General features: G+C 66.3%; 11 protein-coding genes. 2 read left to right on the plus strand and 9 right to left on the minus strand.

The genetic code is table 11. From position 1 onward, the window contains the following. Nucleotide 1: 1 nt before the first annotated feature. The 5 genes from AC1RNP_RS17625 to AC1RNP_RS17645 all read right to left on the minus strand — a co-directional run bounded on the left by AC1RNP_RS17625 (nucleotide 2) and on the right by AC1RNP_RS17645 (nucleotide 6,375). Nucleotides 2–1,369, minus strand: coding sequence for a peptidylprolyl isomerase (locus AC1RNP_RS17625; RefSeq protein WP_493052606.1), 1,368 nt, complete (start codon nucleotides 1,367–1,369; stop codon nucleotides 2–4). Further along, the gene (lptD, locus tag AC1RNP_RS17630; protein WP_493052607.1) at nucleotides 1,366–4,002 is read right to left on the minus strand and encodes an LPS assembly protein LptD; all 2,637 of its coding nucleotides are present in this window, start codon (nucleotides 4,000–4,002) and stop codon (nucleotides 1,366–1,368) included. Before lptD ends, AC1RNP_RS17625 begins: the two co-directional genes overlap by 4 nt. Nucleotides 4,003–4,150: 148 nt before the next feature. Then, nucleotides 4,151–5,062 carry a histone deacetylase family protein gene (locus AC1RNP_RS17635; protein ID WP_493052608.1) on the minus strand — a complete coding sequence of 304 codons (912 nt, stop codon included), beginning with the start codon at nucleotides 5,060–5,062 and terminating at the stop codon, nucleotides 4,151–4,153. A gap of 59 nt (nucleotides 5,063–5,121) precedes the next feature. Beyond that, the gene (locus AC1RNP_RS17640; RefSeq protein ID WP_493052609.1) at nucleotides 5,122–5,688 is read right to left on the minus strand and encodes a cob(I)yrinic acid a,c-diamide adenosyltransferase; all 567 of its coding nucleotides are present in this window, start codon (nucleotides 5,686–5,688) and stop codon (nucleotides 5,122–5,124) included. Between the two features lie 87 nt (nucleotides 5,689–5,775). Continuing rightward, nucleotides 5,776–6,375, minus strand: coding sequence for a hypothetical protein (locus tag AC1RNP_RS17645; protein WP_493052610.1), 600 nt, complete (start codon nucleotides 6,373–6,375; stop codon nucleotides 5,776–5,778). An 82-nt stretch (nucleotides 6,376–6,457) separates the two neighbouring features. On the opposite strand from AC1RNP_RS17645, the gene ubiH reads away from it, so the two are divergent. Then, on the plus strand, nucleotides 6,458–7,660 hold the full coding sequence (gene ubiH / locus AC1RNP_RS17650; protein WP_493052611.1) for a 2-octaprenyl-6-methoxyphenyl hydroxylase: 1,203 nt from the start codon (nucleotides 6,458–6,460) through the stop codon (nucleotides 7,658–7,660). A 101-nt stretch (nucleotides 7,661–7,761) separates the two neighbouring features. Then, a complete protein-coding gene (locus AC1RNP_RS17655; RefSeq protein ID WP_493052612.1) occupies nucleotides 7,762–8,994 on the plus strand; it encodes a UbiH/UbiF family hydroxylase in 1,233 nt (410 codons plus the stop codon). Nucleotides 8,995–9,142: 148 nt separating this feature from the next. Here the strand turns inward: AC1RNP_RS17655 and AC1RNP_RS17660 are convergent, their stop codons facing one another. From AC1RNP_RS17660 to AC1RNP_RS17675, 4 genes are all read right to left on the minus strand, one after another. After that, nucleotides 9,143–9,538, minus strand: a complete 396-nt coding sequence (locus AC1RNP_RS17660) for an EF-hand domain-containing protein (RefSeq protein ID WP_493052613.1) — start codon at nucleotides 9,536–9,538, stop codon at nucleotides 9,143–9,145. Nucleotides 9,539–9,676: 138 nt separating this feature from the next. Next, nucleotides 9,677–10,753: a 23S rRNA (cytidine(2498)-2'-O)-methyltransferase RlmM gene (gene rlmM / locus AC1RNP_RS17665; protein ID WP_493052614.1), complete on the minus strand. Its 1,077-nt coding sequence runs from the start codon at nucleotides 10,751–10,753 to the stop codon at nucleotides 9,677–9,679. Between the two features lie 76 nt (nucleotides 10,754–10,829). Beyond that, a complete protein-coding gene (locus tag AC1RNP_RS17670) occupies nucleotides 10,830–11,405 on the minus strand; it encodes a nucleoside deaminase (protein ID WP_493052666.1) in 576 nt (191 codons plus the stop codon). Further along, nucleotides 11,405–11,818, minus strand: a complete 414-nt coding sequence (locus AC1RNP_RS17675; protein WP_493052615.1) for a hypothetical protein — start codon at nucleotides 11,816–11,818, stop codon at nucleotides 11,405–11,407. Before AC1RNP_RS17675 ends, AC1RNP_RS17670 begins: the two co-directional genes overlap by 1 nt. Nucleotides 11,819–11,945: the final 127 nt, after the last annotated feature.

Raw genomic sequence — 11,945 nt, forward strand, 5'->3', positions numbered from 1 at the left:
TTCAGCTGCCGCTCTTGGGCGGTGCGGCTTCGGTGGTGGCCGGGGCTGCGGGAGCGGGCGCAGTCGCATCGCCAGCCGGCGCCGTGGCGCCTGCGGTGCGGATGTCGACGAAAGCCTCGCCACGCAGTTCGTGCAGATGGCGGTTCCACTCGTCTTCCAGCTTGCGCTGGCCGATGCTCTCGCGGACCTGGGCGCGACGGTTCTCGTCGGTTACGTTGGTCTGGCGGGTGCCTTCACGCAGCACGATGTGCCAGCCGGCCTGGGTCTTGAACGCCTGCGATACCTGGCCGTCCTGCAACGCGTTGACCTGCGTGCCGAATTCCGGGCCGAACTGGTCCTGCGTGAACCAGCCGAGATCGCCACCCTTGGTCTTGGTGGTGGTGTCGTCGGAATCTTCCTGGGCGGTCTTGGCGAAATCGGCACCGCCGATGATGCGCGCGCGCAGGGTGTCGATCTTTGCCTTGGCCTTGTCGTCGTCGCCACGCACCAGGATGTGGCGGGCGTGGTACTGGGTGACGGTCTGGCTCGCGGTCTGGTCGGCCTGCCGGGTTTCGATCAGCTGCACCAGCTGGAAGCCGCTCGGGCCGCGCAGCGGGCCAAGCACCTGGCCCGGCTGCATGCTGGTGATGGTGCTGGAGAAGGCATTGGGAATCTCGTCGGCGCTGCGCCAGCCGAGATCGCCGCCTTCCAGCGCGTTCGGGCTGTCGGAATAGCGCACGGCGGCGGCGTTGAACGTCATCTCGCCCTTGTCGATCAGGGCCTTGATGCCGTCGATCTTCTGCTGACCTGTGGCGATCTGTTCCGACGTGGCGCCTTCCGGCAGCGAGATCAGGAGGTGGGCGAGGTGGTACTGCGTGCCGCCCTTGGCCTGTGCCGCGACGGCGGCGTCGACTTCGCTCTCGCTGACACTGATGCGGGTCTGCGCGAAGCGCTGGCGCGCGCGCTGGGTCAGGATCTCATCGCGCAGCGAGCTGCGGAAATCCTCGAACGACATGCCGTCGCGCGCGAGCTGCGCACGCAGCTGATCGGTCGTCAGCTTGTTCTGGCTGGCGATGTTGTTGATGGCGTTGTCGACTTCCTGATCGCTGACGCGCAGGCCGGTGCGGGCAGCGTCGGCGGTCTGCAGCTTCACCAGGATCAGGCGCTCGAGCACCTGGCGCTGCAGGATGTCGCGCGGCGGCAGCTGGTCCTGACGGTTGGCGTACTGCGCGAGCACGTTGTTGAGCGCGCGATCGAGTTCGCTTTGCAGGATCACGTCCTCATCGACGACGGCCGCGATGCGATCCAGCGGCTGTTCCGATTGGGCATACGCGCCCATGGCGCCGAGCGAGACGGCGGCGGCGAGGAAGGAGGCGAGCAGTCTTTTCATGGGATGAGAGTGTCGGTGGGATCGACGTCGTTGTTGTCGACGCCATCGTTGCTGATCTGGGCCGGCGGAACGAGATAGAGGTCGTCGCGGTAGTAGCCGAGAATAGCACGGCGTAGGCGGTTCTCTGTCTTCTGGCCGGCCGAGCCAAGGCCCTTCAGTTCAAGTTCGAACTGAATGGAGCTGTTCATCTCCGATTCGCGATTGCGCACGTAACGACGGCCCACCAGGCGTGCGGCCAGGCAGCAGCTGTCCCACTGGATGCCGGCGATACCTTCGAGCAGCTGGTTGTCGCGCATCGAGTAGTAGTAGCGGCCGACGATGCTCCAGGACTGCGTGATCGGATACAGGAAGGAGAAATCGATCTGATCGATCAGGTCGGGATTGCGGGTGTCTTCATCGGGGCTGTCCGGGTTGTACCCGAGATTGCGACGATAGCGATAGGCGAGATTGATGATGCCCTTGTCGCCGACCAGATAGCGCGTGCGCAGGCTGACGAAATCCTTGGCACTGTCCTTCGGATCCCACTGGTAGGAACCGCCGATCGTCCAGCGATCGTTGATCGCGTAATTGGCATCGGCCACCCACGCGGATTTGCCCTTCTCGATCGGCTGTCTGTTCGGGGCGAGCAGGACCTCGGAATCCTCGAAGTAGATGATCTGTCCGAAGCTCAGCGAAAGTTTTTCGCGGCTGTCGGATTCGCGCAGCCAGCGGCTGGTGACCGCCAGGGTCAGCTGATTGGCGTCGGTCTGGCGATCGGCGCCGGAGAATCGGTTGTCGCGGAACAGCTGGCCCCAGCTGAAGGTGAGATCGCCGGTGTCGAAGAGCGGCAGGCCATCCTGATTGCGGTAGGGCGCGTTGAGATAGAACAGGCGCGGTTCGAGCGTCTGCAGGAAACTCTCGCCACCCCAGGAGGTGGAGCGATCGAAGTAGAGGCCGGCGTCGAGCGAACCGATCGGCAGGCTGCGGGTTGGCTTGTCGTCGTAGAAACGCGAGATCAGGGCGGGTGTGACACCGTCGTTTTCCGGCGTGCTGGCGACATAGCTGTTGGCACGCTGCCGCGCCATCTGCGAGGCCAGTTCGTCTTCCAGTTGATACGCGGTGTAGCGCCATGCCAGCGTCGGCGTGATGAACCAGCCGGCGCCGCCGATGGGGAAGCTGACATACGGCTTGAAGTCGAGGCGGCTGCCGCCCGGCCTGCTGTTTTTCACGGTCCGCAGGCACTCGACCCCGTTGTCGAGAATGTCGCCCGGACGATAAGTGCTGCCCTTGCTCGTGCACGCGGCTTCGCTGGCGGTGATCGTGCGGAAGACGTCGGTGGACCCATCGCCCGTGTGCTCGAAACGCGTCGCTTCGGAATTGAGGCCGGCGATCATCCAACGACTGAAGGGCTGCTCCCAATTGAAGTTGAGCCGCGGCATGCGGTTGTACGGGAGGTTGGCGGCCTCGGTCAGCGTGTAGTCGGTGAGCTGGTAATAGGACGCCGTGATGCTGGCGTCCCAATAGCGTCCGCGACCGTACAGACCGAGATCGCTGGACGAGCTGTAGGACGACTGGTTGGTGAGACTGTTGGAGAAATCGTCGCGGTAACGCGGATCGCTCACCCACTTCAGGTTCGCCAGCGCCTGCCATTGCCGCGTGATGTTCTGCGAGCCGACGAAGAAGAAGCGGCCGCGATCGCTCTTGCGGCGATTCTCGAGCGAATAGCCCTCACGCGTGAAATCGTCCAGTTCCTCGTCATGCTCACGCTTGGTGAGATCGTCCGAGGGCAGGAAGTCGAAGTTGAAAGTGCCCTTGCCGGTGCGCGTCAGATAGCGGAATTCGGTGCCGAGCGACACGCCGCGCTTGGTCATGATGCGCGGTTCGAGCGTCATGTCGTAGTTCGGCGCCAGGTTGAAGTAGATCGGCTGCCGGTAATCGAACCCATTGCGGCCCGACTGGCCGAGGTTCGGCATGAGGAAGCCGGTATGGCGCCGGTCGTCGATCGGGAACTTGAACCAGGGCATGTACAGCACCGGGACCTTGCCGATGCGCACCGTGGCGTGGCGGGCCGTGGCGAAGCCTTCCTCGGTGTCGAGATCGATCTGCGGCGCGCGCAGTTCCCAGCGGCGATCGTTGGGCGGGCAGGTCGAGTACGAGGACCCGATCAGCTTGCCGTGCGTGCCATCCATCTGGATCTCCTTCGCGCCGCCGTTGCCGCGGCGCGAAGTGAGTTGGTAACGCACCTGGTCGATCTTGTGCTTGTCCTGGTCCTGGTTGCCCGTGGCGCGGTCGGCCAGCATGCGCATGCTGGAATCCTGGTAGCGCACATTGCCTTCGGCGACGTACTGATCGGTCTGCTGGTTGTAGCTGAGGTTGTCCGCGCCCAGGAACTGGTCGCCGCGCTTGAGCGAGACGTTGCCCTGGAATGTGACCGTCTCGCCGCTGACACCCTGGGCGCCTTCACTTTTGACGTCGGTCGGCAGGTTGGTGCGGTCTTCGGGCGATCCGACCGGCGGCTGCGCGTCGGGAAAGAACGGCACCGCATCGTCCACCGGACACAGGGAGTAGTCCTCGGGCGGGTCGTCGGCAGCCTGCGCGGTGAGCGAGAAGGCGATGCACAACGGCAACGGCAGCAGTCGGAAAACTCGGCGCACGCAGGCATCCGTTCAGCCAAAACGACCGCTAGCTTGACGCATCCCCCGCGCAGCGGCAATGCACGGGCGCTCCCCGCAAAACGCTAGCTGAATGATCCGGGCCCGATGCCCGCCAAAGCGCGGGCGGGGCGCGGTGGAGGCCGGCGGATCAGCCGTGCAGCACGCCCACGTGCGCCACGCTGCACTCGCGCAGCGCCTGCAGGTCGTACCCGCCCTCCAGCGTGGACACGATACGGCCCTGCGCGTGGCGGTCGGCGAACGTGCGCAGTTCGCTGGTGATCCAGGCGTAATCCTCGGCATCGAGCTGCAACTGCGCGAGCGGATCGCGCCAGTGCGCGTCGAAGCCCGCCGAGATCAGCAGCAGCTGCGGCGCGAATGCATCCAGGGCGGGGAGCAGGCGTTCGCTCCAGGCATCCCGGAATCCGCGGCTGCCGGTGCCCGGTATCAGCGGCGCGTTGAAGATGTTGCCGACACCGCGCTCGCGCACGCCGCCCGTGTCCGGATACAGCGGCATCTGGTGCGAACTGAAATATTGGACGCGCGGTTCCGCGTCGAAGATCGCCTGCGTGCCGTTGCCGTGATGGACGTCGAAATCGACGATCGCCACGCGCGACAGCCCATGCTTGTCGAGGGCGTGCATGGCCGCCACGGCGACGTTGTTGAACAGGCAGAAGCCCATCGCCGCCTCGGGCGTGGCGTGGTGGCCGGGGGGGCGCACGGCGCAGAACGCGGTGGCGCAGGCATCGGCGAGGACGGCGTCCACCGCGGCAACGGCCGCGCCCGCGGCGCGCAGGGCGGCTTCGGCCGAAGCCGGCGACAGCACGGTGTCCGGATCGAGCTGGACGCGATGATCGGATTTGGTTTCCAGCACGCTGGCGAGCAGGCGTTCGTCGTGCGCGCGCAGCAGCTGCCCGCGCGTGGCGCGTGGCGCCTCGCACCAGTCGAGATCGTCGAAGCCGGTACGCAGCGCTTCGATCACCGCGCCGAGTCGCTGTGGCCGCTCCGCATGGCCGGGGCCGGTGTCGTGCAGCAGGCACGCGGAATGGGTGTAAATGCGCAAGAGCAGGGCCGGGCGGGGAGTTCCGGCCGGATGTTACTCCTGGCTCAGTCGTGGCCGCGTCAGTTGCGGGTACGTTTGCGTCGTTCGTGCGCCCACAGCACCTCGCCATGGCCGCTGGCGCGGGCGAGCACGCGCGCAAGCACGAACAGCAGGTCGGACAACCGGTTCAGATAGCGGATCGCCTGCGGCCGCACCGTTTCCAGGCGGGACAGCGTGACCGTTTCGCGTTCGGCCCGGCGCACCACGGTGCGCGCGATGTGGCAGCGCGCCGCCGCTTCGCCGCCGCCGGGGAGGATGAAATCCTTCAGCGGTGGCAGGGCTTCGTTGTAATGATCGAGATGCTGTTCCAGGCGTTCGACGTCGATATCGTCGATGGCGGCATGGCCGGGAATGCACAACTCGCCGCCCAGATCGAATAGCTGATGCTGCACCGTGGTGAGCAGCTCGCGGATGTCATCGGGCACCTCGGAAGCCGCGAGCAGCAGGCCGATCGTCGAATTGGCCTCGTCGACCGTGCCGTAGGCGGCCACGCGCGCAGAATCCTTCGGCGTGCGGGTGCCGTCGCCGAGGCCCGTCGTGCCGTCGTCGCCGGTCTTGGTGTAGATCTTTGAGAGCCGGTTGCCCATGGAGTTAGGCCTGGTGTCCGAAGCGCGACGACGCGGGCAGGGATGCCCGCGCGCAGGAATCAGCAGTGCGTGATCGGCAGCGCTTGATCAGTGGTGCTTGGCGTCCCGCGTTTCGGCGTGGGACGTCTTGACGATCCGCTCCGACACGGCCTGCGCGACCGCCGCCGCACCGACGAAGGTCGCGGTGCTCTGCAGGTAGGGCAGGAACCATTCGGCGTAATTCTGCCACCAGCCGGCGAAGCTCGGCTCGGCGACGTTGCGGCTGATCCAGTAGAAACTGCCCTGCGCGAGCAGATGGCACAGCGCGGTGGCGGCGACCACGCTCAGCGCGAGCCGGCCGAGCGCGGGGAAGCTGGCGCCCTGGTAATGCTGGCGCATCCACATGCCGCCCAGCCACATCGTCAGATGCGCGGGGATCAGGAACCAGTAGGCCGGGGACATGCAGTAGTGCTCCCAGAAACCGATGCCTTGACCGGTGATCACAACCCAGTCGATGACCACGGCGAGCGCCATCAGCAGCGGGAACGCCCAGCGCGTCCAGGCGCGCAGATAGAAGCCGCCGATGAAGAAGATCGCCCACGAAGCGTCCGGCACCGGCGCGAAGTGCGAGAAATAGTGGCTCCGGGTCGCCCCCATCAGCAGCACGAGCAGCGACAGGACGATGGCGCGTTGCAGGGTGGTGTTCATGAGGCGGGAAGCTCCGGACGCGGCGATGGTTCAGGCCGCCATTCTAGCGGACTGGACCTGCCCGGGGCTTTATCATGTCGTGATGAAGGCAAGTTACGACGTGGTGATCGTGGGTGGCGGCCTGGTCGGCGCCAGCCTGGCGATCGCCCTGGACCGCCTCGGCCTGGACGTGGCCATGGTCGAGGCCACCCCGGCCGGCGCGCTGCCGGCGGTGTTCGACGAACGCAACCTCAGTTTCGCCGACGCCACCATCAATGCGCTGACGGCGTTGGGCGTGCTGGCGAAGCTGCGGATACCCGGCGCGCCGATCCGGCGCATTCATGCCAGCCGCCGCGGCGACTTTGGACGCGTGAAGCTGGAGGCCGCCGATTACGGCCGCGAGGCGTTCGGGCAGGTCGTGGTCGCGCGCGATTTCGGCGAAGCGCTCGAAGCGCGATTGCAGGAGCTGGTCCGCTTCACGCGTTTCCGCCCCGCCCGCTTCGTCGGCACCGACATTGATGGGGATGGCGAGCGCATCGTCCGCATGGCCGACGATGCCGGCGAACACGTCCTGCGCACAAAACTGCTGGTGGCCGCCGACGGCACACGCAGCGGCGTTCGCGACGCACTCGGCATCGCGGCGGAGGAACACGACTACGGGCAGACGCTGTTCGTCGCACGGTTGCGCACCGAGCGCGCGCCGGATGGCACCGCTTTCGAGCGGCTCGGCGACGACGGCCCAACCGCATTGCTGCCACGTGCCGATCGCCACTATGGCCTGGTGCATGGCGTCGCGCGCGGCGATGCCGCGGATGTGCGTGCCCTTTCCGACGAAGCCTTCCTCGCGCGTGCGCAGCGCGCCTTCGGGTGGCGCGCGGGGCGCTTCCTCTCCGTGGGCGCGCGCAGCGTGTACGACGCGGTGCGCGTGGTCGCGCAACGCACGACCGCGAGCCGCGCCATCGTCGTGGGCAATGCCGCGCAGACCTTGCACCCGATCGGCGCACAGGGCTTCAACCTTGGTCTGCGTGATGCGCTGACGCTGGCCGAGCTGATCGAGACGCTTGGCGGTGATCCTGGCAACGCCGGTTTGCTCGACACTTACGCCAGGCGCCGCCGTGAAGATCGCGAACGCACCCTGGCGATGACCGATGGCCTGGCGAAACTCACTGCCAACGACGCGCCGCTGCTGCGTCCGCTGCGCAGCCTGGGCATGCTGGCCGCGGATCGCATTCCGTCCGCGCAGGCATTGCTGGTCGGCGGCGCGATGGGCTATCGCGGCGACGTGCCGGCGCTGTGTAGAGGGTGAGTGGCCGCGGCCCCGAAGCCCAGTCAGGGATGTTCGGGCAGGTGTTTCCGAAGCCTGCGATGTGGCGTCATGGATGACGTGAACTGTCTGAGGAGAAGAGGGTGAGTACTACTTCCAACCGCAAGCGTTCCCGAAGCAGGCGCGTCGATGCCGTCGTGGTCGGCGGCGGCGTGGTCGGTGCCGCTTGCGCGTTGGCGCTGGCGCGACTGGAGCTCGATGTCGTGCTGGTGGAAGCGGCCGAGCCATCGGCCTGGTCCGCCGCCTCACCGGATCTGCGCGTCTATGCATTCGCCCCCGACAATGCGGCGCTGCTCGACGCCCTCGGCGTGTGGCCGCAGGTGCGTGCCGCGCGTGTGCAGCCCTATCGTCACATGCGCGTGTGGGATGCCGCGGGCGGCGGTGAACTGCATTTCGACGCGGATGCGCTCGGACGACGCGAGCTCGGCTGGATCGTCGAGCACGGCCTGCTGGTCGATCGTCTCTGGGCGGCGCTGCCGCAGGCGGGCGTCGACGTGCGTGCGCCGCTGCGCGTGGAGGGGCTGGAGCAGGACGGCGAAGACACGGGAGGCGAGAGCACGGGAAACGCGGGCGTCACCTTGCGTTTCGACGATGGCAGCCGGCTCGAAGCCCGGCTGGCGATCGCCGCCGATGGCGCCGACTCCGTGCTGCGCAATCTCGCCGGTGCCGAAGTTTCCGCGCACGATTACGCGCAGCGTGGCGTGGTGGCATTCGTGGAGACGGAATGTCCGCATGAAGACACCGCATGGCAGCGCTTCCTGCCAGGCGGGCCGCTCGCTTTCCTGCCGTTCGCCGACGGACAAAGTTCGATCGTGTGGACCCTGCCGCAAGCGCAAGCCACCGAAGTGCTGGCGCTCGATGATGCCGCTTTCTCGCAGACGCTGACGCGTGCCTTCGATGCGCGCCTCGGGCAAGTGCGTCCGGCGTCGCGCCGTGTCGCGTTTCCGCTGCGCCGGCAGTTGGTGGATCGTTACGTGGCGGGTCGTGTGCTGGTGATCGGCGATGCCGCGCACGTCGTACACCCACTTGCGGGGCAGGGCGTCAATCTCGGATTGCGGGATGTCGCCGGGCTTCGCGATGCGATGGCCGCTGCGCTCGCGCGCAACGCCGACTGGTCATCCCCTTCGCGCCTCGCGCGCTGGGCGCGCACGCGCAAGAGCGAGAACGCGGTCGCCGCGTGGACGTTCGATGGCATCAATCGCGTCTTCTCCAGCGACGGCATGCATCGCACGCTGCTGCGCGGCCAACTGCTCGGCCTTGCCGGAAAACTGCCGCCGGTGACGGCGGCGCTGTGGCGCCGCGCCGCTAGGCTTTGATTTTCCTTCCCCCTCCGGGGAAGGTGCCCCGAAGGGGCGGATGAGGGCGGGAAATCACTGACCAAAGAACATACTTAGCTATTCATTCTCCCACCCTTATCCGGCGCTTCGCGCCACCTTCTCCCGGAGGGAGAAGGAAAGCACAGCATCACATGATCCAGCCGGCCAGCGCCTCCTTGTCGAGGCAGCCTTTGTGCTTTTCGTCCACGGCACGGAATTCCGCCGTGAGCGTCGCATTGGACTTGGCCTCGGCGCGGCTGATGCAGCCATCGTGATTCTTGTCGAGTGCGTCGAAATCGATCTTGTAGTCGCCGACGATCGAGTTGGGTTCGACCGATTTCACCGTGACCTGCCCTGTCGCCGTGGCAGCAGGAGGTGGCATCTGCGTGGTTTGCGCCGGTTGTTGCGGCATCGGTTGCGTCTGCGGTTCAGCGGGCGGCACCTGATCCTGTTGCGTGGTCGCATCCTGGGCGAAGGCGATGGCCGAGCCGGTGCAAGTCGCGAACAGTGCGAGCGCGAGCGTGCATTGCTTGAGAGTGTTCATAACGTGCCCTTGTTTGAGAGGACATGCGCATCCTGGGCGCGGAATCATCAAGCGGACGTAAAATTATGAATACGTTGGAGATAACACTCAGAAGGAATTCACGATGGCGATCCGCGCTACGCGCGATCGAGCGTGCCCTTATTGGCGCGTAGTCGCGAAAACCGTGATTTCTTCGCGGTCGTGATACAGCTGGCGTGAACGAATCCGCAACGGCCGTTGTGCCTGCGTGGCGAACAGATCGAGACACAGCTGCGTCTCGTCCCAGCGTTTCTTCATCGGCAATTTCAGGTTGAAGATCGCATGTCGGCACCAGCCTTCGCGGAACCAAGTTGCCATGCGTTCGGCGACGCGGCGCGGCTGCTCCACCATGTCGCACACCATCCAGTCGAGCGGCGTCGAGGGTTGCCAGTGGAAACCGTCGGCGCGCAGGTGATCGACCAGTCCGGTGTCGAGCACATGCTGGCGCAAGGGGCCGTTGTCGATCGCGCTCACGTGCAAACCGTGGCGCGTCAGCACCCAGGTCCAACCGCCGGGAGCGGCGCCGAGATCGGCGGCGCGCATGCCGGACTGCAATACTGAATTTCCTTCAGAGCTCTCGCCGCGCTGACGGCGCGGCTCGATATCGAGCAGTGTCAGCAGCGCTTCCTCCAGCTTCAACGCCGAGCGCGAAGGCGCATCGGCATGCAGGCGCAGGCGAGGAATGCCGAGCGGCCAGGGAGCGCTGTCGGCGGGGTCGGCCTGTGCGAGGAAGGCGTGATCGCCCGCCGTGAAACAGATGTGCAAGCGTGGCGATGCAGGACGATCGGCGGCGGTCAGTCGTCCTGCCTTGCGCAAGGCAGGGCGCAAGGCGTTGCCGAAGGCGCGCGCGAGTCCGGCCAATGGCTTGGCGTCGTCACTGTCGGGATGTTCGACGAGCAGGGCGCCGAATTCCGAAGCAGACGGCGGCAGCGCTTCCAGCAGTGGCGTGATGCGATCGCGCGGATCGAGCCCGCGCAGTTCGCTGATCAGGACGAGTTTCTGCCGCGCGAAAATCAGATCGCGCCACGGCAGCGCGCGCGACAACGCGATGGCATCGTCGCAGATGAAGCAGACATGGCCGCTATTGCGTTCGGTCCGCGCATAGCCCGGGAAGCCGGCTTCGGCGGCGCGCGCGGTGAGTTCGGCGGCGAGCTCCGGCTCGAAGCCGGCGCGGCAATAGCAGAGCAATCCGATCATCGAATGCTCAGTCCTTCCATGTCAGTCGCATCTCCATGGGAAAGACGGCCGGATGCGTTCGCCTCGCGATGCCGGATCAATACTTCGCGCCGCCGCGCGCGCCGTACTCGCGCAATACATCGCATGCGGCCTCGCGCGCGACGTCGCGCGTGACCTCGACGCCGCGCTTGCCCAGCTCGCCGATCCAGTCGGCCGGAAGCGGGCCTTCGTCGAACTCGGTCAGTGCCATCACGTCCTCGGCGCGCGCGCCGATCAGCAGGCGATCGATGCCCGCCCAGACCGTCGCGCCGTAGCACTGGCAGCACGGCTGCGAGGACGTCGCCAAGGTGTAGAAACCGTCGCGTTCGCCCTGCTCATTGAGGTTCAGGCGCGCGCGCTGCAGGCGCTGCTGCGCGAGCATGTAGGCCATGTTCTCGGCGTGCGCGAGCGAAGTGTGTTGTGGCAGAACCACGTTGACGCCGATGGCGACGATGCGATCTTCGGGACCGAAGACCACCGCGCCGAAAGGGCCACCGGTTCCGGCTTCGATGTTGCGTCGCGAGAGGTCGACCGCGAGCGCGACCTTGTCGTGGTCGGAAGGATAGGGGCGTCCGGCATCGACGGCATCCTGCACCCAGACCGGAAGCGTGAGGTGGACTTGTGCGTACAACATCATTGGACTGGCTCCTTGGATTCCAACGGGATGAGTGTCTTCTCGCGCGATGCCTGCGACGGCTCGCAGCGGCCCGCATTGCATTGGCATGAGCTGATGTCGCGGAAGCCGCATACACTCTTGCGGCCTTCGCGCGTGCATTGCGCCTTGATGGCGGCCGGATCGGTCGGGCTGTCCTTGTTCACGCAGGCGGGCATGGCGCCGCAGCAGTTGCCGACGTTCTTCACCGCACAGTCGTCGCTGGTGCGGCAGGAAATATCCAGCGCCGGCGTGGCGTTGCGGACCGGTGGCGATGGTGTGCTCATCGGCGGTGGCGTGGTCTGTCCTGCGGGATCGCCGGCCGAGGACGACGCGCAAGCCGTCGATAGCAAGGCCGACAGGGCGAGGCAGAGCAGGATCGCGATTCTGTTCATGAGGAGACTCCGCGAGGACGGCCGCCAGTCGGCAGGACGCTGACGGGAGTGGGAATCTTACCTTTCGTGCCGTTAGCTTGCTCCGGACGCGTGCCCGATTTGACGCGCCGGCACTGAATTGCATCGA

The organism is Luteimonas sp. GW821-FHT14E02, assembly GCF_058803905.1.

Excerpts from the sequence above, each read along its gene's own strand:
- AC1RNP_RS17660 (WP_493052613.1), bottom strand. The coding sequence starts at position 9,538 with ATGAACACTCTCAAGCAATGCACGCTCGCGCTCGCACTGTTCGCGACT.
- AC1RNP_RS17675 (WP_493052615.1), bottom strand. The coding sequence starts at position 11,818 with ATGAACAGAATCGCGATCCTGCTCTGCCTCGCCCTGTCGGCCTTGCTA.
- AC1RNP_RS17625 (WP_493052606.1), bottom strand. The coding sequence starts at position 1,369 with ATGAAAAGACTGCTCGCCTCCTTCCTCGCCGCCGCCGTCTCGCTCGGC.
- ubiH (WP_493052611.1), top strand. The coding sequence starts at position 6,458 with ATGAAGGCAAGTTACGACGTGGTGATCGTGGGTGGCGGCCTGGTCGGC.
- rlmM (WP_493052614.1), bottom strand. The coding sequence starts at position 10,753 with ATGATCGGATTGCTCTGCTATTGCCGCGCCGGCTTCGAGCCGGAGCTC.
- AC1RNP_RS17670 (WP_493052666.1), bottom strand. The coding sequence starts at position 11,405 with ATGTTGTACGCACAAGTCCACCTCACGCTTCCGGTCTGGGTGCAGGAT.
- AC1RNP_RS17645 (WP_493052610.1), bottom strand. The coding sequence starts at position 6,375 with ATGAACACCACCCTGCAACGCGCCATCGTCCTGTCGCTGCTCGTGCTG.
- AC1RNP_RS17640 (WP_493052609.1), bottom strand. The coding sequence starts at position 5,688 with ATGGGCAACCGGCTCTCAAAGATCTACACCAAGACCGGCGACGACGGC.